The organism is Haloferax gibbonsii ATCC 33959 (assembly GCF_000336775.1).
Lineage (GTDB): Archaea > Halobacteriota > Halobacteria > Halobacteriales > Haloferacaceae > Haloferax > Haloferax gibbonsii.
Map to the genome: position 1 here is coordinate 86,032 of NZ_AOLJ01000019.1, position 21,704 is coordinate 107,735.

27 protein-coding genes and 3 tRNA genes are annotated in these 21,704 nt (G+C 68.1%); 21 read left to right on the forward strand and 9 right to left on the reverse strand.

What is annotated here, in order from left to right; all coding sequences use genetic code 11:
• Positions 1 to 46: 46 nt before the first annotated feature.
• The gene (locus tag C454_RS12960) at positions 47 to 229 is read left to right on the forward strand and encodes a hypothetical protein (RefSeq protein WP_231608255.1); all 183 of its coding nucleotides are present in this window, start codon (positions 47 to 49) and stop codon (positions 227 to 229) included.
• A gap of 24 nt (positions 230 to 253) precedes the next feature.
• Here C454_RS12960 and C454_RS12965 read toward each other — a convergent pair whose 3' ends face one another.
• A complete protein-coding gene (locus C454_RS12965; RefSeq protein WP_193363461.1) occupies positions 254 to 1,237 on the reverse strand; it encodes a DUF5787 family protein in 984 nt (327 codons plus the stop codon).
• Between the two features lie 125 nt (positions 1,238 to 1,362).
• Between C454_RS12965 and C454_RS12970 the strand changes: the two genes are divergently transcribed.
• The 12 genes from C454_RS12970 to C454_RS20785 all read left to right on the forward strand — a co-directional run bounded on the left by C454_RS12970 (position 1,363) and on the right by C454_RS20785 (position 9,460).
• Positions 1,363 to 2,172, forward strand: coding sequence for a DUF6517 family protein (locus tag C454_RS12970; RefSeq protein ID WP_004976366.1), 810 nt, complete (start codon positions 1,363 to 1,365; stop codon positions 2,170 to 2,172).
• 237 nt (positions 2,173 to 2,409) lie between these two features.
• A complete protein-coding gene (locus tag C454_RS12975; RefSeq protein ID WP_049905172.1) occupies positions 2,410 to 3,645 on the forward strand; it encodes a translation initiation factor IF-2 subunit gamma in 1,236 nt (411 codons plus the stop codon).
• A gap of 22 nt (positions 3,646 to 3,667) precedes the next feature.
• Entirely contained in the window at positions 3,668 to 4,036 is a 369-nt protein-coding gene (locus tag C454_RS12980) for a hypothetical protein (protein ID WP_004062994.1), read from the forward strand.
• A gap of 7 nt (positions 4,037 to 4,043) precedes the next feature.
• On the forward strand, positions 4,044 to 4,616 hold the full coding sequence (locus tag C454_RS12985) for a DNA-directed RNA polymerase (RefSeq protein WP_004041780.1): 573 nt from the start codon (positions 4,044 to 4,046) through the stop codon (positions 4,614 to 4,616).
• Positions 4,616 to 4,813, forward strand: a complete 198-nt coding sequence (spt4, locus tag C454_RS12990; protein ID WP_004041779.1) for a transcription elongation factor subunit Spt4 — start codon at positions 4,616 to 4,618, stop codon at positions 4,811 to 4,813. Before C454_RS12985 ends, spt4 begins: the two co-directional genes overlap by 1 nt.
• A gap of 2 nt (positions 4,814 to 4,815) precedes the next feature.
• Positions 4,816 to 5,355, forward strand: coding sequence for a GTP-dependent dephospho-CoA kinase family protein (locus C454_RS12995; protein WP_004976368.1), 540 nt, complete (start codon positions 4,816 to 4,818; stop codon positions 5,353 to 5,355).
• Positions 5,356 to 5,423: 68 nt separating this feature from the next.
• On the forward strand, positions 5,424 to 5,729 hold the full coding sequence (locus C454_RS13000; RefSeq protein ID WP_004976369.1) for a 30S ribosomal protein S24e: 306 nt from the start codon (positions 5,424 to 5,426) through the stop codon (positions 5,727 to 5,729).
• Between the two features lie 33 nt (positions 5,730 to 5,762).
• Complete coding sequence (locus C454_RS13005) at positions 5,763 to 7,421, forward strand: bifunctional N(6)-L-threonylcarbamoyladenine synthase/serine/threonine protein kinase (protein ID WP_004976370.1); 1,659 nt, start codon at positions 5,763 to 5,765, stop codon at positions 7,419 to 7,421.
• Positions 7,422 to 7,486: 65 nt separating this feature from the next.
• Positions 7,487 to 7,765, forward strand: coding sequence for a DUF5808 domain-containing protein (locus tag C454_RS13010; RefSeq protein WP_004976371.1), 279 nt, complete (start codon positions 7,487 to 7,489; stop codon positions 7,763 to 7,765).
• A 54-nt stretch (positions 7,766 to 7,819) separates the two neighbouring features.
• Entirely contained in the window at positions 7,820 to 8,452 is a 633-nt protein-coding gene (locus C454_RS13015) for a non-canonical purine NTP pyrophosphatase (RefSeq protein WP_004976372.1), read from the forward strand.
• 208 nt (positions 8,453 to 8,660) lie between these two features.
• Entirely contained in the window at positions 8,661 to 9,068 is a 408-nt protein-coding gene (locus C454_RS13020; protein WP_049905182.1) for an ACT domain-containing protein, read from the forward strand.
• A gap of 218 nt (positions 9,069 to 9,286) precedes the next feature.
• Complete coding sequence (locus C454_RS20785) at positions 9,287 to 9,460, forward strand: hypothetical protein (RefSeq protein WP_004976375.1); 174 nt, start codon at positions 9,287 to 9,289, stop codon at positions 9,458 to 9,460.
• A 40-nt stretch (positions 9,461 to 9,500) separates the two neighbouring features.
• On the opposite strand, the gene C454_RS13025 is transcribed toward C454_RS20785, so the two are convergent.
• On the reverse strand, positions 9,501 to 9,977 hold the full coding sequence (locus C454_RS13025; RefSeq protein ID WP_004976376.1) for a PIN domain-containing protein: 477 nt from the start codon (positions 9,975 to 9,977) through the stop codon (positions 9,501 to 9,503).
• Positions 9,978 to 10,208: 231 nt separating this feature from the next.
• Between C454_RS13025 and C454_RS13030 the strand changes: the two genes are divergently transcribed.
• Genes C454_RS13030 through C454_RS13040 form a run of 3 tightly spaced genes read left to right on the forward strand, consistent with a single transcriptional unit; the run spans position 10,209 to position 12,823 of the window.
• Positions 10,209 to 11,237, forward strand: a complete 1,029-nt coding sequence (locus tag C454_RS13030) for a substrate-binding domain-containing protein (protein ID WP_004976377.1) — start codon at positions 10,209 to 10,211, stop codon at positions 11,235 to 11,237.
• Between the two features lie 24 nt (positions 11,238 to 11,261).
• Positions 11,262 to 11,960: an ABC transporter permease gene (locus tag C454_RS13035; protein ID WP_004976378.1), complete on the forward strand. Its 699-nt coding sequence runs from the start codon at positions 11,262 to 11,264 to the stop codon at positions 11,958 to 11,960.
• On the forward strand, positions 11,957 to 12,823 hold the full coding sequence (locus tag C454_RS13040) for an ABC transporter ATP-binding protein (RefSeq protein ID WP_004976380.1): 867 nt from the start codon (positions 11,957 to 11,959) through the stop codon (positions 12,821 to 12,823). The genes C454_RS13035 and C454_RS13040 overlap by 4 nt, the downstream gene beginning before the upstream one ends.
• A 292-nt stretch (positions 12,824 to 13,115) precedes the next feature.
• On the opposite strand, the gene C454_RS13045 is transcribed toward C454_RS13040, so the two are convergent.
• Together C454_RS13045 and C454_RS13050 are read right to left on the reverse strand one after the other, a co-directional pair.
• A complete protein-coding gene (locus tag C454_RS13045) occupies positions 13,116 to 13,769 on the reverse strand; it encodes a potassium channel family protein (RefSeq protein WP_004976381.1) in 654 nt (217 codons plus the stop codon).
• Between the two features lie 41 nt (positions 13,770 to 13,810).
• The gene (locus C454_RS13050) at positions 13,811 to 14,428 is read right to left on the reverse strand and encodes a hypothetical protein (RefSeq protein WP_004976383.1); all 618 of its coding nucleotides are present in this window, start codon (positions 14,426 to 14,428) and stop codon (positions 13,811 to 13,813) included.
• Positions 14,429 to 14,526: 98 nt separating this feature from the next.
• Here C454_RS13050 and C454_RS13055 point away from each other — a divergent pair, with 98 nt between their 5' ends.
• Positions 14,527 to 15,138: a metal-dependent hydrolase gene (locus C454_RS13055; RefSeq protein WP_172795736.1), complete on the forward strand. Its 612-nt coding sequence runs from the start codon at positions 14,527 to 14,529 to the stop codon at positions 15,136 to 15,138.
• A 162-nt stretch (positions 15,139 to 15,300) separates the two neighbouring features.
• A complete protein-coding gene (locus C454_RS13060) occupies positions 15,301 to 15,912 on the forward strand; it encodes a class I SAM-dependent methyltransferase (RefSeq protein ID WP_004976385.1) in 612 nt (203 codons plus the stop codon).
• A 29-nt stretch (positions 15,913 to 15,941) separates the two neighbouring features.
• Here the strand turns inward: C454_RS13060 and C454_RS13065 are convergent, their stop codons facing one another.
• Entirely contained in the window at positions 15,942 to 17,264 is a 1,323-nt protein-coding gene (locus C454_RS13065; RefSeq protein ID WP_004976387.1) for an MFS transporter, read from the reverse strand.
• 173 nt (positions 17,265 to 17,437) lie between these two features.
• On the opposite strand from C454_RS13065, the gene C454_RS13070 reads away from it, so the two are divergent.
• The gene (locus C454_RS13070) at positions 17,438 to 18,424 is read left to right on the forward strand and encodes a pectinesterase family protein (RefSeq protein WP_004976388.1); all 987 of its coding nucleotides are present in this window, start codon (positions 17,438 to 17,440) and stop codon (positions 18,422 to 18,424) included.
• Positions 18,425 to 18,704: 280 nt separating this feature from the next.
• On the opposite strand, the gene C454_RS13075 is transcribed toward C454_RS13070, so the two are convergent.
• The 3 genes from C454_RS13075 to C454_RS13085 form a co-directional block, all read right to left on the reverse strand.
• Positions 18,705 to 18,776: transfer RNA gene (locus C454_RS13075), tRNA-Thr, on the reverse strand.
• A gap of 28 nt (positions 18,777 to 18,804) precedes the next feature.
• Positions 18,805 to 18,876, reverse strand: a tRNA-Thr gene (locus C454_RS13080).
• Positions 18,877 to 18,954: 78 nt separating this feature from the next.
• A complete protein-coding gene (locus tag C454_RS13085; protein ID WP_004976389.1) occupies positions 18,955 to 19,632 on the reverse strand; it encodes a DUF7114 family protein in 678 nt (225 codons plus the stop codon).
• 60 nt (positions 19,633 to 19,692) lie between these two features.
• Between C454_RS13085 and C454_RS13090 the strand changes: the two genes are divergently transcribed.
• Entirely contained in the window at positions 19,693 to 20,388 is a 696-nt protein-coding gene (locus tag C454_RS13090) for an enoyl-CoA hydratase/isomerase family protein (RefSeq protein ID WP_004976390.1), read from the forward strand.
• A gap of 30 nt (positions 20,389 to 20,418) precedes the next feature.
• Here C454_RS13090 and C454_RS13095 read toward each other — a convergent pair whose 3' ends face one another.
• Entirely contained in the window at positions 20,419 to 21,249 is an 831-nt protein-coding gene (locus C454_RS13095; RefSeq protein ID WP_004976391.1) for an NAD+ synthase, read from the reverse strand.
• Between the two features lie 323 nt (positions 21,250 to 21,572).
• Between C454_RS13095 and C454_RS13100 the strand changes: the two genes are divergently transcribed.
• A tRNA-Gly gene (locus tag C454_RS13100) sits at positions 21,573 to 21,643 on the forward strand.
• Positions 21,644 to 21,704 lie beyond the last annotated feature (61 nt).

A 21,704-nucleotide genomic window follows, 5' to 3' on the forward strand; every position in this document is an offset into this window, starting at 1 on the left:
GCGCCGGTCCGATGCGACTTTGCGGCCGGAGCGCGTCGGGACGGCCGTGTCCGATATCGTCGACGCGCTTCGATACAGCACGCCGCTGGCCCTCGTCGCCGGCGTCGTCTGGTACCTCGTTGCCTCGTGGTCCGGCGAGCCGAACTGGGTCGAAGGCGCGGTGTTCGTCGTCGGTTTCGGCGTCGTCGCCACGCTCGGCTGGCACTACTCCGACGAGCGGAACGAGTAGCGACCCGGCGAGAGACCGGCCGAGTCAGAAGTACCGGTCGAGTCCCGACTGTCTGCGAACCGCCCCGGCCGGGTCGGCGACCCAGCCCGTCCGCGACTCGCGGAGGCCGTCGCGGTCAAGTTCGGGCGGGTCGGCCGCCTCGAACGCCGAGCAGTCGGCACCGCACTCGGAACCGGGGTCGACCACGCGGTCGAAGTGGGCGCAGGTCGGGCGGCCGTCGGCGTCGGCGCGGGCGTGGGCGCAGGCGGGGAGGTCGTAGGCGCGCCACCCTTTTCCGTAGGCGCGCTCGGCGAGTCGGAGGCGGGCGGTTCGCTTTTCGGCGGGCGAGACGAGCGCCACGTCGGTGTGTAGCGAGTGGTACTCGGTGGGTTCGACGCCGGTCGAACCGGGCGAGAGCGGCTGAGGCTCGCGGACGACCTCGCGGTCGCCGGTGTCGGGGTCGAAGCGCCAGACGCCGACTTCCCCGGGGATGCGGTTGAGGTGCGCGCCGGTGACGTAGCTCTCAGTCGAGAGAATCACTTCGTCGAAGACCGCGAGACTCACGTCGAGGCGGAGCTGTCGGAGCAGGTCGCCGGGACTGCCGAGGTCGGGTTTGTTCTCGATGCCGACGAGCCGGGAGAACCAGTCGTGGGGATAGCGGGCGGCGCGGCGGACGTACTCTCGGCTCCGTCGGCGCTCGGACTCGAAGAAGCCGACCTCGACGGCGCGGTCGGTGGCCCGCCGGGCGCGGGCGGGGTGGCAGTCGAAGCCGTCGCGCCAGAAGACGGCGCTTCCGGCCCCCACGTCGCTCTCGATGGCCGTTGCGGGAATCTCGCTGTCGGTGATGCGGGCGCGTTCGTCGAATTCCGGACCCGGAACGACGGCGCACACGTCGATGATGCGGCTCCCCGGCGAGGCGACCGACGCGCCGAGTTGGCGCGCGGGCAGCCAGTCTGTCGTCTGTTCGAGCCGGGCGCAGAGCGCCAGTTCGAAGGCGAACTCCGAGGGCGACGACACCGGAGCGGGCACGCGAGACGGTCGGAGGCGGAGCGACAAAAAGCTCGCTCTCAGAGCGGTCGACCGTCGTGTCGGTGTTCTCGCATTTGATTCTCGGGGAGATACCTATTTGAAACAGAGCGGGGCAGTACTGACCGATGAAGGGGGAAGACAACGCAACCCACAGTATCAGACGGAGAACGTACCTCGGTATCGCGGCCAGCGCGGGGCTCGCCGGTCTCGCCGGCTGTAGTTCCGGAACGACCGCGAGCGCCGCGCGGGCACCGCCGAAGGTTCCGAAGGGGGCGCTCAAAGCCGGCGGCTGGGAGTACATCGGGGGACACTCCCTCGACCCGGCGTTCGAGCGGTCGGTCGGCCCGGCGAGCGTCTCCGCGGCGTTCGAGACGGTCGTGTACGAAGACATGGGCCTCTCGGAGACGCTGAAAGAGAAGACGCTCGGGCAGGCAGAGGGGCAGTTCTCGCTGTTCTTCGCGACGCGCGTGACGCTCGACCCGGGCCTGTCGAACCTCCCGGAGACGGTCCGCGGAACGGTCGTCGACTTGGTCGAGAAGCACGCGCGGAAACACTACGAGACGCAGTTATCGGACGTTGGCGTCACGGACATCGAACAGACCGACACCCGGTCGACGACGGTCGATACCGGCGATTCGGCGCGCGTTACCGACTACGGGGCGACGATTTCCTTCGACACGATTACGTTCCCGTTCACGGACGAAAAGGAGTTCACAATCGAAGGACAGGAGTTCGACGTCAGCGGGATGCTGGCCGTCTGGGAGCACGACGGGACGATTCTCGTCGCGGGTGGCGCACACCCCGGCGAGAACATCGAACTCAGCGTGACCAAGGAGCCGACCGAGGCCATCGAGGTCTCGGTCGACATCGACCTCGGACTCACGCCGGACGCCTACCGAGACGAGCTTCGCTCGCTCGTCAAGGGCGTCGAATAACCGACGGATTCCGGAGCCGATAGCCGTTCGAGGGGTTACTCGAATCGGTCTACGAACCGTCGTGCTGGGGGGCACGACTAACCATTTTTCGAGGCATCGCCGGGAGCGGGAGACGCCGCTGAATCGCCGCGCGCGGTGTGTGACCGCCCGACGTAGCCACAGCAGACCCGGTCCGAGAACAGCACCTTTATCAGTCGTTCGGAGCCAAGTTCACGCAAGATTACTCTCAGGAGGTCAATGGTGACGAAAAACCCACAACAACCGGAGGTGAACATCGGACTCGTCGGTCACGTCGACCACGGAAAGACGACGCTCGTTCAAGCGTTGTCCGGCTCGTGGACGGACCAGCACTCGGAGGAGATGAAGCGCGGAATCTCCATCCGACTCGGGTATGCCGACGCGACGTTCCGTCAGATTCCCGGCGTTGACGCGCCGGAGTGTTACACGGTCGAAGAGGAGACCGAAGACGGCGAAGAGACCGAAGTGCGCCGCACCGTCTCGTTCGTCGACGCGCCCGGCCACGAGACGCTCATGGCGACCATGCTCTCTGGTGCCGCCATCATGGACGGCGCCATCCTGCTCGTGAGCGCGACCGAGGACGTGCCGCAGGCCCAGACGGCGGAGCACCTGATGGCGCTCGATATCATCGGCATCGAGAACATCGTCATCGCGCAGAACAAGGTCGACCTCGTCGACCGCGAGCGCGCTCTCGACAACTACGAACAGATCAAGGAGTTCGTGGAGGGAACGGTGGCCGAAGACGCGCCCATCGTCCCCATCAGCGCCCAGCAGGAGGTCAACCTCGACCTCCTCATCGAGGCCATCGAGGAGGAGATTCCGACGCCCGACCGCGACGAGACCGAAGACAGCCGGATGTTCGTCGCGCGCAGCTTCGACATCAACCGCCCGGGGACGACCTGGGACGGCCTCATGGGCGGTGTCATCGGCGGCAGCGTCGTCGCCGGCAAGCTCGAGGAGGGCGACGAACTCGAACTCCGCCCCGGCCGCGAAGTCGACGAGGAGGGCCAGACCGAATGGCGCTCCATCACGACCGAGGTCCGCTCGCTGCAGGCGGGCGGCAACATGGTCGACGAAGTCCGGCCCGGCGGCCTCTGCGGCGTCGGGACCGGTCTCGACCCGAGCTTCACGAAGGGCGACGCGCTCGCGGGACAGGTCGCCGGCGAGCCCGGCACGCTCCCGCCGACGCGCGAGCAGTTCACCATGGACGTCGAACTGCTCGACCGCGTCGTCGGCGGCGAGGAAGACGAGGGTATCGACGAGATATCCACCGGCGAGCCCCTGATGCTCACCGTCGGCACCGCGACGACCGTCGGCGCGGTGACGAGCGCGCGAAGCGGCGAGGCGGAAGTCTCGCTCAAGCGCCCCGTCTGCGCCGCCGAAGGCGCGAAGATAGCCATCAACCGCCGCGTGGGCGCCCGCTGGCGGCTCATCGGTATCGGGACGCTCAAGTGACGTGACCGCCACCGTAGTCGTCATGGACACGAACGCGCTCATGATGCCGGTCGAACTCGACGTTCGCGTGTTCGACGAACTCGACCGGCTGCTCGCGGCCGACGCGGACCTCGTGGTCCCCACGGCCGTCCTCGACGAGCTGGAGAAGCTCTCGTCGGGCGGCGGGACCGAAGGCGTCGCGGCGAGCGTGGGCGCGGACCTGGCGACCCGGTGCCGGGCGGTCGAAACCGAGGAATCGTACGCCGACGACGCGGTCGTCGAACTCGCCGAATCGGGCGAGGTCGACTACGTCGTCACGAACGACAAGCCCCTCCGTGACCGGGTGCTCGACTGCGGGATTCCCGTCGTCGGCATCCGGGGGCACGCCACGCTGGCAATCACGGAACCTTAACGAAACTATGTACAAACGGGTACGACTCAAAGATACAGTCGAAGTCCCACCCCGACACCTGGGCGACGTGACGCCCGAGCGGGTCAAGCGACTGTTGCAGGACAAGTTGGAAGGACGGATGGACGAGGACGTGGGGAGCGTCGTGAGCGTCGTGAACGTCAACGACATCGGCGAGGGCACCGTGCTGCCCAACCGCCCCGGCGTCTACTACGAGGCCGATTTCGACGCCATCACCTACGACCCCGACATGCAGGAGGTCGTCGACGGCATCGTGGTCGAAGTCGTCGAGTTCGGTGCCTTCGTCGGCATCGGGCCGGTCGACGGGCTGCTCCACGTCTCGCAGATATCCGACGAATACCTCGCCTACGACGGCGAGAACCAACAGCTCGCGTCGACCGAGTCCAACCAGACGCTCGCCGTCGACGACGAGGTTCGCGCACGCATCGTCACCAAGAGCATCGACGAGCGCAACCCGCGCGACTCGAAGATCGGCCTCACGGCCAAACAGCCGGGGCTCGGCAAGCACGGCTGGCTCGAATCGAAGCGCCAGCAGAGCGAGGCCTCGGCGGAGGGTAACTGATGGCGAAGCCCCGTCTCGCCTGCCGCGAGTGCCACTTCGTCAACGACCCGGACAAACAGACGTGCGAGAACTGCGGGTCGAGCAGTCTCACCGAGGACTGGGCGGGTTACGTCGTCATCACCCACCCCGAAGACAGCGAAATCGCCACCGAGATGAACGTCACCGAACCCGGCGGCTACGCGCTTAAGGTCCGCTGAGCATGCTCACCCTGCCGACGGCGCTTCGGGCGGCGTTCAAAGAGCCGTTCGGCCCGGTGTACACCGAGGCCGACGAGCTCCTCGCAGACGCATCCAGCGAGGACGCGGACGCGCCGCTCGTCGCCGTCGGCGACGTCGTCACCTTCCACCTCCGCCGCGCCGGTCGCCCGCCGGACGTGGCAGTCATCGACGGCAAGACGAAGCGCGAGGCCGTCGGCGAGGAGATTCGCCGGGCGGTCGAGACCGGCCGTCTCGTCGAGGTCGAAAACGAACCGGGAACCGTCTCCGTCGACCTCGTGGCCGCGCTCGTGACTGCGCTCGACGCCGACGAGCCGACGACGCTCCTCGTCGAGGGCGAAGAGGACCTCGCCACGCTCCCGGCGGTGCTCGCCGCGCCCGTCGGCTCGACCGTCGTCTACGGCCAGCCCGACGAGGGAATGGTCCGCGTGACCGTCACCGACGCGGCCAAGACCGAGATGCGGGACCTCCTCGCGCAGTTCGACGGCGACTTCGACGCCGTGGTCGCGCCCATCGACGCCTGAGACGCGGGCGCGCTCGTCCCTTCGAAATCCTTTTACTTGCTTCGGGGGGAATTACTGGTAACTGAACCATGGATATCGAAATCATCTCCGAGGAGGAGAACCCCATGTTGCACCGGACGGACGTTCGATTCGAGATCGTCCACGAGGAAGCGACGCCCTCGCGTCTGTCGGTTCGCGACTCGCTCGCGGCCAAGCTGAACAAGGACTCCGACGAGGTCGTCGTCCACGAGCTCGACACGAAGTTCGGCATGCGCAAGACCGCGGGCTACGCGAAGGTCTACGAGAGCCCCGAGTTCGCGCGCGACGTCGAGCAGGAGCACATGCTCGAGCGCAACAAGATCACCGACGCCGAAGTCGAAGCCGAAGAGGCGTAGTCCCGGCTTCGAACCGCCGTTTCTTCACACTCGATGCGCATTCTCGGAATCGAAGGTACAGCGTGGGCCGCGAGCGCCGCGGTTTTCGAGACCGACGACCCCGACGCGCTCCGCTCCGGAACCGGGCGGACGCCGGACCCCTCGGCCGACCACGTCTTCATCGAATCTGACCCGTACCAGCCCGACAGCGGCGGCATCCACCCGCGAGAGGCCGCAGAGCACATGGGGACCGCCATCCCCGAGGTCGTCGAGACCGCACTGGCGCACGCCGCGGAGCGACACGACGGCGACGGTCCCGTCGTCGACGGCGTCGCCTTCTCCCGCGGCCCCGGGCTCGGCCCGTGTCTCCGCATCGTCGGCACCGCGGCGCGCTCGGTCGCCCAGACGCTCGACGTGCCGTTGCTCGGCGTCAACCACATGGTCGCGCACCTCGAAATCGGCCGCTACCAGTCCGGCTTCGACTCGCCGGTCTGTCTGAACGCCTCGGGCGCGAACGCCCACCTCTTGGGCTATCACAACGGCCGCTACCGCGTCCTCGGCGAGACGATGGACACCGGCGTCGGCAACGCCATCGACAAGTTCACCCGCCACGTCGGCTGGACCCACCCCGGCGGCCCGAAAGTCGAAGAGGCCGCGAAGGACGGCGAGTACGTCGAACTGCCATATGTCGTCAAAGGAATGGACTTCTCGTTTTCCGGCATCATGAGCGCCGCGAAGGACGAGGCGGACGCGGGCACGCCCGTCCCCGACATCTGCGCCGGCCTGCAGGAGACCATCTTCGCCATGCTCACCGAGGTGGCCGAGCGCGCCCTGTCGCTGACGGGGACGGACGAACTCGTCCTCGGCGGCGGCGTGGGCCAGAACGCCCGCCTGCGCGAGATGCTCGCCGAGATGTGCGACCAGCGCGGCGCGAAGTTCCACGCGCCCGAGCCGCGGTTCCTTCGCGACAACGCCGGCATGATAGCCGTGCTCGGCGCGCGGATGCTCGCCGCGGGCGACACGCTCGCGGTCGAGAAATCCACCGTGGACCCGAACTTCCGTCCCGACCAGGTCGACGTGACGTGGCGCGGCGCGGACGAGTCGGTCGCGCGCGCCTACACCGACGACGGCGCGATTCGCGGGGCCGAGGCGACCGTCGACATCGGCTCCGAGGAGGTCGTCAAGCGGCGCGTCCCGAAGACGTACCGCCACCCGGAACTGGACGACAAACTCCGCCGCGAGCGGACGAAAGCCGAGTCGCGGCTGACGAGCGACGCCCGGCGCGCCGGCGTCCGGACGCCCGTCGTCCGCGACGTGGACCCCGTCGACGGCGTTATCACGTTCCAGCGGGTCGGCGACGCGGACCTCGCGGAGCGACTCGACCCCGAGGCCGTCCGCGTCGTCGGCGAGTACCTCGCGCGCCTCCACGAGGCGGGTATCGTCCACGGCGACCCGACGACGCGGAACGTTCGGGTCGGAACCGGACCGGACGGCGAACCGCGCGTGTACCTCATCGACTTCGGCCTCGGCTTCCACACGGGTCACGTCGAGGACCACGCGATGGACCTCCACGTCTTCGCCCAGAGCGTCGAGGGGACCGCCGACGACGCCGAACCCCTCCTCGACGCGCTCGAAGCGGGCTACGAGGCCGTCGGCTCCGAGGAGGTCATCGCCCGGTTGCGAGAGGTCGAATCCCGCGGTCGGTACCGGTAGGTCGCCGCGGCCGAACTCGTCGGAAGGCCAAAACGATTTATCCCGAGCCGGCGTATTCGTCTCACATGGCAGACAAACCGCAGCGCGGAACGCTTTTCGGCATCCCGTACAACTTCGAGCGCCCGAGCGCCGGCCGACTGCTCTCGTCGTACTGGCAGCCCGGTAAGGGCATGCTGGTCGAGAAGCCCTTCGGTATCGGCTACACCCTGAACCTCGCGAGCTGGCGGTCGTGGGTCGTCCTCCTCGTCGCCGGCGGCCTGCTCTGGAACGAGCGCCAGAAGGCGGAGGAGTCCGAAGAAGAGGCCGAGGCCGACGACGGCCCCGTCGAAGTCATCGTCGACTGAGGCGAAGCGACCGACACCGACGACTTTTCCACGTCCGCCCGCGGAGGGGCGGGCATGCTCCGATACGTCACCACGAACGCGGGGAAGGTCCGCGAGGCGCTCTCGTACCTCGACGACGACGTGACCCAACTCGACTTCGACTACACCGAGGTACAGGCGTCCGAACTCGGCCCCATCGCGGCACACGGCGCGCGCGAGGCCTACCGCTACGCCGACGAACCGGTGCTCGTGGACGACGCCGGCCTCTTTATCGACGGCTTCGAGGGCTTCCCCGGCCCGTACTCCTCGTACGTCGAGGACACCCTCGGCGTCGAGGCAGTCCACCGACTGGCCGCGGCCGAACTCGACGAGCCCCGTCGGGCCTCGTTCCGCTGCGTCCTCGCGTACTGCGACGGCGAGGCCTTCGAGGCGAGTCCGGACCCGATAGACCGCGACGACCGGACCGTGGCGGCCGCCCGCGGCGCGGAACAAGACGCGGAGGAGACGGAGGCGCTCCCGGTGAAGCTCTTTACGGGGAGCGTCAACGGTCGCATCGTCCCGCCGCGCGGCGAGGGGGGCTTCGGCTACGACCCCATCTTCGAACACGACGGCGCGACGTTCGCGGAGCTGAGCGCCGAGGAGAAGAACGGTATCTCCCACCGCGGGCGGGCGTTAGCGAAGTTCGCGACGTGGTACGCCGAGCGATAGCGAGGAGTTCGTCGAAAATCTTCGATTTTCGGAAGTTTGCTGAGCGAACGGAGTGAGCGAAGCAAACGTCGTCGGGCGCGAAGCGTCCGACGGAAGTTCGCCGAGCGGTAGCGAGGCGAATCTCGTCTGGCGAACCGAGCGAACGGGAGCCGTCGCCGACCACCCCACCGACCGCTACGTTTACTTCGCCGGCGCAACCCCGAACCGCATGGACCCGAGCGACTTCTTCGAGGGCGGGACCGTCACCGTCTCGGCGGCGACCTACGCGGTCGTCAAGGCCGAGCGGGGCGACCCGGACGCCTTCGCGACGATTCGAGACGAGAACGAGACGACGGTCGTCGTCGAAGAGGGGCGCGTCGACGAGGCGACCGCCGTCGAAGTCGAGCGGGGCTGGAAGCGGCTCACCTTCGAGATGGTCCTGCCGTTCGAACTCGTCGGCTTTCTGGCGCAGGTGGCGGGCGCGCTCGCCGAGGAGGACATCTCGATATTCGCGCTGTCGGCGTACTCGACCGACCACGTGCTCGTCCGGGAGGACGACGCGGCGGCGGCCGCGACGAAACTCGAATCGCTCGGCTGTACCGTCGAGCGCGCCGGGAGCGCTGGAGACGAGAACTAACGTCAAAACTGGTTCGCGAGCAAACAGGTTGATACGTCCGGGGGTGGCACACTAGTCGTGATGTTCCCCGACTGCGACGAACCCCTCCCACTCGTCACCGACCCCTCCAACGGTATCGACTGCATGCGCTCCGTCCGATTGACAGCCGGCCCTGGCCCCGCCACTCCCCACAATCGCGGGGGTTCACACTCAGGGTCGGCGAGCGCCTACGGAGACGCATGAACCGAGCGAACGTCGTCGCCGCCGGCGCGGCGAGCGGCTACGGCATCGCCGTCTTCGCCGCCATCGCGGTGTTCTTCGGCGACGCCTCCCGGAGCCTCGGCGTCGCCCTCGCCTTCGGTCTCGTGACCGTTCTCGCCATCTTCGCGGTGACTCGCGTCCTCAACGACTGAGCCGGCGGTTGGGCCGGCAGTCGGGGCGGGCTGCCGGCGTCTACGCCCGCGGGTCGCGGTCCGGGCCGGGGTACGACCCGTCTTCGACCTCGACGTAGAGGCTCTCTGGCGCGAACAGCGTCGCGAACGCCTTCGGGTGTCGGACGCTGACGGGGAAGCGACCGCCGAGCGCCGCGCCCGCCTGCGCCGAACTGAGGCGGTCGTCGAACGTGAGGAGGTGCATCGCGCCGCCGCGGTAGGCCGACGCCAGCGCGGGGTTGTCGCCGTCCGGGTGGGAGACGAGTTCGGCCCACGGCTCGACCTTCTCGCGCCAGTCGGCCGCGAGGTCGGCGTCCGCGAGCGACGAGATGACCGCCTCGGCGTCGTCGAGGAGCGGGTCGCTGGCGACGAGCGCCGTCCACGAGTGCCGCCGGAGGTGGTCGAGCGCCGCTCTGGCGGGGCCGTCGGCGAGGAGGTCCGCCGCGAGCACGTCGGCGTCGGCGACGACCCGCGCGGGCGAGGGCTCCGACTCAGGCATCGTCACCTCGGCGGGCGCGGAGCGCCTCGGTGATGTCGGCTTCGGTCGTCTCGTAGGCGGCGGCGCGAGCGAAAAGCGACTCCCAACTCATGTCCGTCACCACGGGACGGCTCGAAAAGAATCCGACGCAACCGGTTTCGGACTCGAACCGTTACGATTCTCTGGTATTGAAATTGTTTGTGATTACGTTGCGTGGGAAACAGTTAATCCGCGTTCGGCGAACCACAATGCATGGCGATAGAGCGACGGCGTTTCTTACAGGCTGCTGGTGTCGGCGCGGTTCTCGGACTGAGCGGATGCACGGGGAACGCGAATCCCCCGCAGGCGAACAACGGGACCACAGAGGAGTCTCAGGGGAGCCAAAGCGGGAGCGGCGCGACCCAGGAACTGACGCTGGCGACGACGACGAGCACCTACGACACGGGCCTGCTCGACGCGCTGAACCCGGTGTTCGAAGAGAAGTTCAACGCCCGCGTGAAGACCATCTCGCAGGGGACCGGCGCGGCCATCGAGACGGCGCGGAACGGCGACGCGGACGTGATTCTCGTCCACGCCCGCGGCGCGGAAGACGAGTTCCTGCGAGAGGGCTACGGCGTCAACCGCCGCGACGTGATGTTCAACGACTTCGTCGTCGTCGGCCCGGCCGACGACCCCGCCGGCATCTCGGGGATGTCGAGCGCGGCCGACGCCTTCGCGACCATCGCGGACGCCGAGGCGACGTTCGTCTCCCGCGGCGACGACTCGGGGACGAACAAGAAGGAACTCCTCATCTGGGAGGCCGCCGGCGTCGAACCGTCGGGGACGTGGTACCGCGAAATCGGCAAGGGCATGGGCGACACGCTCGTGCAGGCCGACCAGTCGGGCGCGTACACGCTCGCCGACCGCGGGACGTTCCTCGCGACGCAGGACAACATCGACCTCGAAATCCATGTGCAGGGCCCGCTCAAGGGTGGCCCGACCATCCTGAAGAACCCCTACGGCGTCATCCCGGTCAACCCCGCGAAGTACCCCGACGTGAACTACTCGCTGGCGATGGCCTACGCCGGCTTCCTCACGAGCCCCGAGGGACAGGAGATGATCAGCAACTACACGGCGAACGGGTCGCAGCTGTTCTTCCCCAACGCGCTCTCTGAGGACCCGCAGTTCGGCCAGTACGTCCCCGAGAACTACGACGGCGGGGAGAACGCCTCGTCGTCGGCGTCGGTCTCCGACGCCCAGTTCGAGTCGTGGGTGGCACAGCACGTCCCCGAGGACTTTTAGTCCGACCGGACCCCACCACCGCCCGTGTTCGCCCTCGGCGACCTGAACCTCACCTACCTCGTCAGCATCACGGCCGTCTCGCTGTACGTGAGCACCGCGGCGGTCGCGCTGAGCGCCGCGCTCGGCCTCCCAATCTCGCTGGCGGTCGGGTTCCGCGACTTCTACGGGAAGTCGGTCGTCACCTCCGTCATCTCGACGGGGATGGGCTTTCCGAGCGTCGTCGTCGGCCTCGTCGTCCTCTTGGCGCTGTCCCGCTCGGGACCGCTCGGGACGTTCGACCTGCTGTTTACCCCCGAGGCGATGATTCTCTCGCAGACCATCCTCGCGCTCCCCGTCCTCGTGAGCGTCTCGCTGTCGGCGGTCCAGTCGGTTCCACAGGACCTCAGAGACGCCGCCTTCGCCGCCGGCGGCACCTCGACCGACGTCGCCCTGTTGGTCGTCCGCGAGGCGCGCTACGGCATCGTCACGGCGCTTCTGGCCGCCTACGGCCGCGCCATCAGCGAGGTCGGCTCCGTGCTCATCGTCGGCGGCAACATCGTCTTCTCGGACAGCACGTCGTTCACCCGGACGCTCACGACGGCCATCACCGTCGAAGCGCGGAAGGGGAACATCGAGACGGGCATCGCGCTCGGAGCCATCCTGCTCGCGCTCGTCCTCGGCGTGAACGCCCTCGGCGCGCGCTTCCGCGACCGGACCCCCGGACGGAACGGGAGGGGACGATGACGACCGAGAGACCCGGAACCGGCGGGCCCGGTGTCGGCGAGTCCGACGGGTCCACCGCACCCGACCCGGCGTCGAACGGGGCGGGGCGCGGCGGGACCCGACTCGCGGCTCACGACCTCGGCCACGGCTTCGGCAACGGCGCGGTGCTGGAAGACATCTCGCTGGCCGTCGAACCGGGGGAGATTCTCGCCGTCGTCGGTCCCTCGGGGACGGGCAAGACGACGCTCTTCCGACTGCTCGCCATGTTCGAGCGTCCCGACGAGGGGACGGTCGAGGTCGGCGGCGACGACGTATGGGACCTCCCCGAAGCGCGCCGACTGGCGGTCAGACGGCGAATCGGGATGGCGTTCCAGACGCGGAGTCTCTTCTCGACGACGGTCGAAGAGAACGTCTCTTACGGCCTCCGAGTCCGCCGGTCGTGGTCGGCTCGCATCCGCGACGCGGTCGAAGGGCTGTTCGGTCGCGACGAGCCGTCGGACACGGTCGAAAAGGCGCTTCGGACCGTCGGGATGTTCGACAAGGTCGACCGCGACGCCGGGTCGCTGTCGGCGGGCGAGGCCCAGCGCGTCGCCATCGCGCGGGCGCTCGCACCCGACCCGGACGTGTTACTGCTGGACGAACCGACCTCGAACCTCGACCCGCGGAACACCGCCGCCATCGAGTCGGCGATGCGGGCGGCACGGGACCGCGGCATCGCCGTCGCACTCGCGACTCACGACATGCAGCAGGCCCGGCGGGTGTCAGACCGGACGGCCGTCATCCTCGGCGGGACGTGCATCGAATCGGGACCGACCGACGAGGTGTTCGAGTCGCCGGACGACGACCGGGTCCGCCAGTTCGTCGAGGGGAAACTCGTCTACTGAACGCGGGAGGCGAACGGCAATCCCGGCAGTGGTATAACAGCAGATATTGCACGTAGATAGCGTGTGACCCCTGTCTGACGCAGATTTAAGGTTCCCCGTACGTACCCGAGTATGGGGCGCGCACTCGGCCTCAGTTCCCATCCTCCCACCGGCGCGCCCGGCACGAAAACCACCACCACCATCGTCGTTCTGGTTCCCCCGGTACGACATGCGGCGCCGCCACCACGGCGCTGTTTTCCGAAACAAATTACACCGCAGAGAAGCCTTTCGACCGGCGAACGTCGGCGCGGCGTCAGCCGAGTAGTTTCGACCGAACCCGTTCCAACGCGTTTCGCTCCGTGAGCAGCGCGAGTTGGTCGCCGGGTTCGACGACGGTCCCCGGAAGCGGAATCGTCATCGGCTCGCGCTCCCGGCCGTGGGCGTAGACGCGACCGTCCGCGCCGAGGTCGATGTTGGCGACGTGGTCGCCGACGACGGGTGCGCCGTCGGGGACGGTTACCGTCGTCAGTCGGAGCTGGTCGGTGAGGTCGCCGATGGCGTTGAAGTCGCCGCCGAGGAGCGCCGTCTTCGCGCCGGCCGCGCCGAGGCGTTCGGGGTAGATAATCTCGTCCACGTCGTCGGCGTAGCGCTCGTAAATCTCCTGGCGGTAGTCCTCGCTGATGCGCATGACCGTCCGGCAGTCGTACTCCTTTCCGAGCATGCAGGCCGCGAAGTTGATGTTCGGGTCGCCGGTCAGCCCGCCGACGGCGTCTGCGCCCTCGACGCCCGCCTCCCGCAGGACGCTCTCGGTCCCGCCGTCGCCGAGAACCGCCTCGAAGCCCTCGTCGCGGGCGCGGTCGACCTTCTTGTCGTTGTTGTCGACGACCGTCACGTCGTGGCCCTCCTCCCGGAGCACGCGGGCGGTCCGTGAACCCACGCGGCCGTAGCCAACGATAACGAATTTCATGGTAGTAGTATGCACACCGGATGGCTAAAAGATGGCCCCCGTCAGGGTCGAGTCCGTTCGAGTCGCTCCGTGACCGAATCGATGGTGTCCGCGAGTGACGGCGTCCCGAAGAGGGCGACGAGCACCGCGCCGACCGTGTCGAAGACGAGGTCGACGATAGTGTCGCCGAGACCGTACTGAACGAGGACGGCCTCCGAGCCGACGGCGTCGGCGGCGAGTCGCGCACCGAACTCGAGTACCTCCCAGAACACGCCGGCCGCGAGCGTGAAAAGCAGGATGTAGACGAACATGAAGCGGTCGGGGAGGTAGACGGTCTCGGTGTACTCGTCGACGGCCCGCGCGGTGACGTAACCGACCGCCGCGACCACGGTCGCCGAGAGCGTGTGGGTGACGTGGTCCCACCAGTCGATGTAGTGGTACGGGCCGAGCATGCCGATGGCGTGGAGCAACACCGCCAGCGCCAGCCAGAGGCCGAGAAGCGGGTGGAGCCGAATCTGCCAGTCGCGGCGGAGCACCGCGGGGAGGAACGTCGCCGCCAGCGCGAGCACGGCGTTGACGGCGACGCTCAGGTTCCGCGTGTAGAGACCGACGAGGAAGATACACACGATGATGGCCTGAATCGCCCGTCCCGCGAGTCGCTCGATTCGACTGGGGACCATTGCGGTGTGCTACGACCTGAGCAGCCTAAATTCGACCGTGAGACTAGCTAGCACGACCACCGACATCGTTTTTCCTCCAGATTGCATACGCCCCATCGATGATGGCCACCACTCACGCCCTCGCGGGTGTCGTCCTCGGCACCGCCGTGTGGGCGCTGGTCCCCGAGGCCGGGATGCTCCCGGTGCTCGCGGCCGCACTCGGCGGCCTGTTCCCCGACTTCGACCTGTACGCGGGCCACCGGAAGACCCTCCACTTCCCCGTGTACTTCAGCGCGCTCGCCGTGCCCGCGGTAGCGGTCGCCGCGCTGAACCCGACGACCACGACGCTCGCCGTCGCGCTGTTCCTCGCGGCGGCCGCGCTCCACTCCGCGTCCGACGTGCTCGGCGGCGGCCTCGAACTCAAGCCGTGGCTCGGCACCTCCGAGCGCGCCGTCTACGACCACTGGAACGGCCGGTGGCTCGCCCCGAAGCGCCTGATTCGCTACGACGGCGCGCCCGAGGACCTCGCGCTGACGCTCGCCTTTGCCGTCCCGCCGGTCCTCGCCTTCGACGGCCTCGCGGAGACGCTCGTCATCGCCGCGGTCGCCGTCTCCGGCGTCTACGTCCTGCTCCGGAAACCGATGGTCGCCATCGCGGAGACCGCCGTCGCGGCGATACCCGACCACGTCGTCGACTACGTGCCGGAGCGGTTCGTCCGCGACCTCCGGTAAGCGGCACCCGTTTTCGAGGCGTCTCGACCGCCAATTCTCCGGGTTTCAGCGCCGCTTCCGTTCCGAACCGACAGCCGTTTCGAACCGACAGCCTGCGAGGGGGCCGACCGGGACAAGACACTTATCTGACGGCCGCGCGGTCGAACTCACCCGAGTTCCAGAATGACAGACCAACGACGCGCCGTCAGAGACGCGTACGACCGCCTCGCGGACGACTACCTCGACCAGCGGAGCGACGACGCGCCCGCGGTGCTCGACGAGTTCGCCGACGCCCTCGACCCGGACGCGCGGGTGCTCGACGCCGGCTGCGGGCAGGGAACGCCCGTGACGGACGCTCTCGCGGCCGACTTCGACGTGGTCGGCGTCGACTTCTCCCGCGAGCAACTGCGCCGCGCCCGCCGAGACGTGCCGGCGGCGCGGTTCGCACAGGGAGACATGACCGCGCTTCCGGTCCGGTCGGACTCCTTCGACGCCGTCTGCGCGTTCTATTCCGTCATCCACGTCCCAATCGCGGAACACGAGCGGGTGTTCGCGGAGTTCGCCCGCGTCCTCCGGCCCGGCGGCACCCTGCTTTCGACCGTCGGCGGCGAGGCGTGGACCGGGTCGAACCCCGACTGGCTCGACAGCGGCGTCGAGATGCGCTGGAGCTTCCCCGACATCGACGAGACCTACGAGACGCTCGATTCGACCGGGTTCGCGGTCGAATCCGAGTTCGTCGTGGACGACGAACTGGGGAGCCAGTACCCGTTCGTGTTAGCGCGATACGAGAGCTGAGACGGCTATTTTAGCGGGGAAGGCGCGTCTCAGTCGGTCGGTTTCGCGGTCGGAGACGGGGGCGCATCGGCGCGGGCCTCCCGCCGATGGAGCAGGTACGCACAGCACACCGCGACGACGCCCGCGGCGGTGGCGATGCCGAACGCGACGCGGTAGCCGGTCGGCGTGTAGACCCGCGCGCCGGCCACCGTCTCGCCCGTCCAGTAGGCGTCGAGGGCGAGACCCATCACCGCCGGAAACAGCGCCGCGCCGAAGTAGCCCATGCTGTTTATCGCGCCCGTGACCGTCGCGCTCGCGGTGGCGTCGTGGCGCTCCTTGGCGACCGTGAAGGCGATGACGGCCCCGCCCATGACGAACAGCGCCGAAAACAGCAGGACGCCGACCACCAACAGCGGCGGCGTCACGAGGAGGAAGACGAGCCCGTACGCGAGGGTGAAGACGACACAGGAGGCGACGATGAGTTCGGTGCGGTAGCCGATGCGGTCCGAGAGCGTCCCCAGCACGGGCGACCCGAGGAGGAAGCCGACGTTGCCGACGAAGACGAAAAGCGAGGCCGTCCGGACCGACACGTCGTAGAGGTCGGCGATGTAGGGCACGCCCCACAGGCCGGTGACGGTGAAGTTCGTGCCCAAGACGAGAAACAGCATCGTCCCCATCAGCCACGTCTCGCCCTCGCGGAGGACGCGCTTCGTGTTCTCGACGACCGTCCCGAGTTCGACCGACGACGCGGGCGGGCGGACGCCGTCGAGGGGGTCGAACCCGGCGTCTCGCGGTCGGTCGCGGACCGCGAGGTACGTCACGACGGCGAGGCCGACGCCGCCGACGCCGACCCCGAGGAGCACCGAACGCCAGCCGACCGAGTCGATTGCGACCGCGAGCGGCGTCGTCGCCAGCACGCCGCCCATGCCCGCCGCGGCGACGGTCCACCCGGTCATCGTGGCGAACTCGTCCGGCCGGTACCAGTTGGCGAGGAACCGAAGCGTGGCCGTGTAGAGGACGCTCCCGCCGAGACCGAGGAGCGCCCGCGAGGCGAACGCCACCCCGTAGGTCGGCGCGAGCGCGAAGCCGAAGACGCCGAGCGCCATCACGGCGAGCCCGCCGGCGGCGACCCGGCGCGACCCCGCGCGGTCCACGAGGATGCCCGCCGGGAGCTGCAGGCCGGCGTAGATGTAGAAAAAGGAGGCGTGGAGCATGCCGAGTTCCGCGCCGGTCGTGTCGAACGTCCGCGCGAGGTCGTCGGCGAGGACCGCCGAGGTGACGCGATGAAAGCTGACGAGGAGAAAGCCCGTCGTCAGGAGCGCCCAGAGCGCCCACCGGACGCGGGTCGGTCCGAACCGCGAAAGCCGTGTCATGGCTCAGGCGACATCGCGTGCGTGTAAATGTCTATCGTGGATATTCGTGTGAGATGCTGCGGGTAAGCGGTGGTCCGTTCCCGTTCCCGTTTCCGACCCGACCCGACCCGACCCGACCGTGAGTTCCTCCGCTATCCCCCAAGCGTATATCGGCGGCACGTTACGTACGTGCCATGCTCGCGTCTCTCACTCTCGCGTTGATTTCGCTCGGCGTCGCCGTCGGACTGCTCGGCACGCTCGCCGAAACCGACGATCCCGACGAGTACGATTACGTCGTCGCGAAGGACGGCACCGGCGACTACGAGACGATTCAGGCCGCTATCGACGGCGCGAAGTCGTTCCCGCCGGACCGAATCCGAATCCTCGTCCGGGACGGCGTGTACGACGAGAAGGTCGAAGTCCACGCGTGGAACCCCGACATCACCCTCGTCGGCGAGAGCGCCGAGGGGACGGTCATCACCCACGGTGACCACTTCGAGAGAATCGACCGCGGCCGCAACAGTACCTTCTTCACCTACACGCTGAAGGTCCGCGGCAACGACTTCCGCGCCCGCGACCTGACCGTCGAGAACAGCGCCGGCCCGGTCGGACAGGCCGTTTCGATCCACGTGGACGCCGACCGGGCGAGCTTCGAGAACTGTCGCTTCCTCGGCCACCAAGACACCGTCTACGCCGCCGGCGAGGGCGCGCGCCAGTACTTCTCGGACTGCTACGTCGAGGGGACGACCGACTTCATTTTCGGCGGTGCGACCGCCGTCTTCGAGGACTGCCGCGTCCACTCGAAAGCCGACTCGTACGTGACGGCGGCCTCGACGCCCGAGAGCGAGCCCTTCGGTTTCGTCTTTCTCGACTGCGAACTGACCGCCGACGCCGACGTGTCCGAGGTGTATCTCGGCCGCCCGTGGCGGAATCACGCCCGGACCGCGTTTATTCGCACGCGGATGGGCTCGCACGTCGTCCCCGTCGGCTGGCACAACTGGTCGCGTCCGGAAGCCGAGGAGACGGTCGAATACGCGGAGTACGACAGCCGAGGCCCGGGTTCGGAGGGCGAGCGGGTCTCGTGGGCGACGGCGTTGGCCGAGGACGAGGTCGGGAGGTACTCGAAGGCGAACGTGTTGGGTTCGGAGGATGCTGGTGAGTGGTGGGACTGGGAGGAGTGAGAGTGCGAGTGGGGCGGTTCAGTCTCAACCGGAATCCAGTAACTGCTCGGCGACGAGACGCCTCGCTCGATAGTTAGATTCCGAGAAGAGCCTAGGCCGGGATTTGAACNGGTTCAGTCTCAACCGGAATCCAGTAACTGCTCGGCGACGAGACGCCTCGCTCGATAGTTAGATTCCGAGAAGAGCCTAGGCCGGGATTTGAACTCACTCGCAAATCAGAGATTTGCTCGCTGCTCAAATCCGGCTACGGCTTCCGCTCGTCACGTTGTTCCTCACAGAAAGCCTAGGCCGGGATTTGAACCCGGGCTCTCGTCCTTACCAAGGACGCGCTTTACCGCTAAGCTACCCAGGCAGGCATTCCTTGGTTGTCCGGGTTACTNAGCCTAGGCCGGGATTTGAACCCGGGCTCTCGTCCTTACCAAGGACGCGCTTTACCGCTAAGCTACCCAGGCAGGCATTCCTTGGTTGTCCGGGTTACTCTTTAGGGGTTTCGATTCGAACCGACCCGGAACCGTGGTAGCGTATGTCGATTAGCGGTCCGCCGCGGAGGTGACCGCGTCGTCGCCACCGCCGCCCTGATAGAGGGCCGCGATGCGCTCGACGGTCCCCTCGGAGACGGTCTCGTCGGCCGGGGGGAAATCGCCGTCGTGGGTGTCGGCCAGTCCGGCGGCGTACTCCACGAGGGCGGTCGGCGGGGCCGAGCCGACGGCCGTGGTGCCGGCGACGACGGCGAGCGTGCAGATGTTCACTTCGAGTTCGCCGTCGAGGTCCGGGCGTGCCGCTTCGTCTGCCGAGCGGCGGCGAGTCTGGTCGCGGCCGAAGGCGCGGACCGTCTCGACGGCGTGGTCGGCGGCCTCGGTTCGGGCGAGGAGGTAGAAGCCGCGCGAGACGAGCACGTCCGCCGCGAGGATGTCGAGGTCCGCGTCGGTGTCCTCCTCGGGGCTATCGAGATGCGTCCACGGCTCGTCGTGGGCGAGCGACCGGGTGAGCCGGAGGCCCTCGTAGATGAGTTGCACTCCGGCCGCGCGGGAGGCCATCCCGTTCAGGTCGACCTTCGGTTCGACGGCCCGCGCGCTCACGAACGTGAGCACTGCCGGCGTCAGGGAGGCGGCGTCGAGGCGTTCGTCCAGCGCCGCACGGAGGGCCTCGGGCTCGATATCGGAGAGGGCCTCGCGCGCGGCCTCGCGGGCTCGCACGGCGTCGTCCATCGGCCGAGACTTACGGTTGGGAGGGCAAAGACCTTTGGAAAACCACGGCACAACGGGCGTATGATACGGACGACGGACGACGGCGACCTCCGGGTCGTGACCATCGACCGCCCGGCGCGACGGAACGCGCTCAGACCGACCGACCTCGACGCCCTCGAAGCCGCGGTCGTCGAGGCCGACGCGCCGGTGGTCCTCCTCCGGGGGAACGGCCCGGCGTTCTGCGCCGGCGCGGACCTCGACAGCGTCGCCGACCTCGACGATCCGGAAGCGTTCGCAAAACACGGCCAGCGCGTCGCCGACGCCATCGAAGCCGCCGAATCGGTCGTCGTCGCCGGCATCGACGGAGCGGCCCGCGGCGGCGGCGTCGAACTCGCGCTCGCCTGCGACGTGCGGGTGGCCACCCCGCGGGCGACCCTCGGCGAACCGGGCGTCCGACTCGGCCTGTTCGGCGCGTGGGGCGGGACCGTCCGCCTCCCGCGCGTCGTCGGCGAGGGTCACGCCCTCGAATTCTCGCTTTCGGGCCGCGTCGTCGACGCCGACGAGGCGCTCCGGATGGGCCTCGTCTCCCGAATCGTCGACGACCCGCGCGCGGTCGCGGCCTCGATGGCCGACAACGACCACCGGTCGCTCCGAATCATCAAGGAGCGACTGCGCGACCGCGACGGGCGGGAAGCGCGACTCGAACGGGAAGCCGCCGGCTTCGCCGAACTTCATCGGGCGAACGTCGACGACATCGCGGCGTCGCGCGAAAAGTGAGTGCTGCGAACGGAGCGGTTCGACGGCTGGTTACACGTCCAGCGCCGACGGCGCGGGGGGCATCGACCGCTTGTGGGCGCTGCCCGCGACGAGGCCGACCACGCGGTCGACCTGTTCTTCGGTCACGCCGAGGTGGCGGACCGTCGCGGACTTCGAGAGCGGGCCGTCCACGTGGAGCGCGAGAATCGCGTCGAGCGCGTCGTAGGTGAGCCCCAGTTCGCCCTCGTCGGTCTGGCCGGACCACATCTCGGCCGAGGGGGTCTGTAACACGAGTTCTTCCGGCACGCCGACGTGGGCGGCCAGCTGGCGGACCTGCTGTTTGTAGAGGTTCCCGATGGGGTTGCAGTCGACCGCCTGGTCGCCGTACTTCGTGAAGTAGCCGGTCATCGCCTCGGCGCGGTTGCCCGTCCCGAGCACGATGCGGTTCTCGTGGTTGGCGACGAAGTAGTTGAGCACCGCCCGCGTGCGGACGTAGACGTTCCCGGCGGCCATGCGGTCGTCGGCCGCCTCGGGGAACGTGTCGAAGAACGTCTCGGCGATGGGCTGAATCTCGACCACGTCGTACTCGATTCCCAGCATCTCGGCGACCCCCTCGGCGTCGCTCATCATGTCCTCGGCGTTCGCCACGCTCGGCATGACGAGCCCGTGGAGGTTCTCCTCCCCGAGCGCCTCGACGGCGAGGAAGGCGGTGAGCGTCGAGTCAATCCCCCCGGAGAGGCCGAGGACGGCCCCGTCGGCTCCGGCGGCTTCGACGGTGTCTTCGATGAAGGTCGTGATGTGTTCGCGATGCGCTTCGAGTTCCGCTTCGGAGAACAGGAGGTCGAACGGGGCGTCCTCCGAGAGAACGTCGACGGATGTCATGGGCGCCGGTTGGAACCGGGGGCCCAAATAGTCACGTGTCACGCGAAAACAATGGACGGCCGTCCAGTTTTCGCGGGGGTTCGATGGGGTGAAGCGCTACGTTCAAGTGCCCCCGCGGTCTACGGATTTTTGCTTCGGAACGCGGTTCGAAGCGCAGCGCGCCGATGTGTTGTCGAACGAAGTGAGACAACGCGCGGGGCGAACGAATGTGAGCGCCGATGGGTGACTGAACGAAGTGAAGTCAGCCACGGGGTGAATGCAATGAGCGCCGATGGTCGACCGAGCGGAGCGAGGTCGAGTCAGGGGCGCAAGCAAAGCGTAGCGCGCCGATGGTCCAGTGGTAGGACACGAGCTTCCCAAGCTCGGAGCCCGGGTTCAATTCCCGGTCGGCGCATCTTCTGAACGGAGCCAGACGAGGAGCCGAGAGGCTCCGAGTCCATGGAGTGAAGAGATGC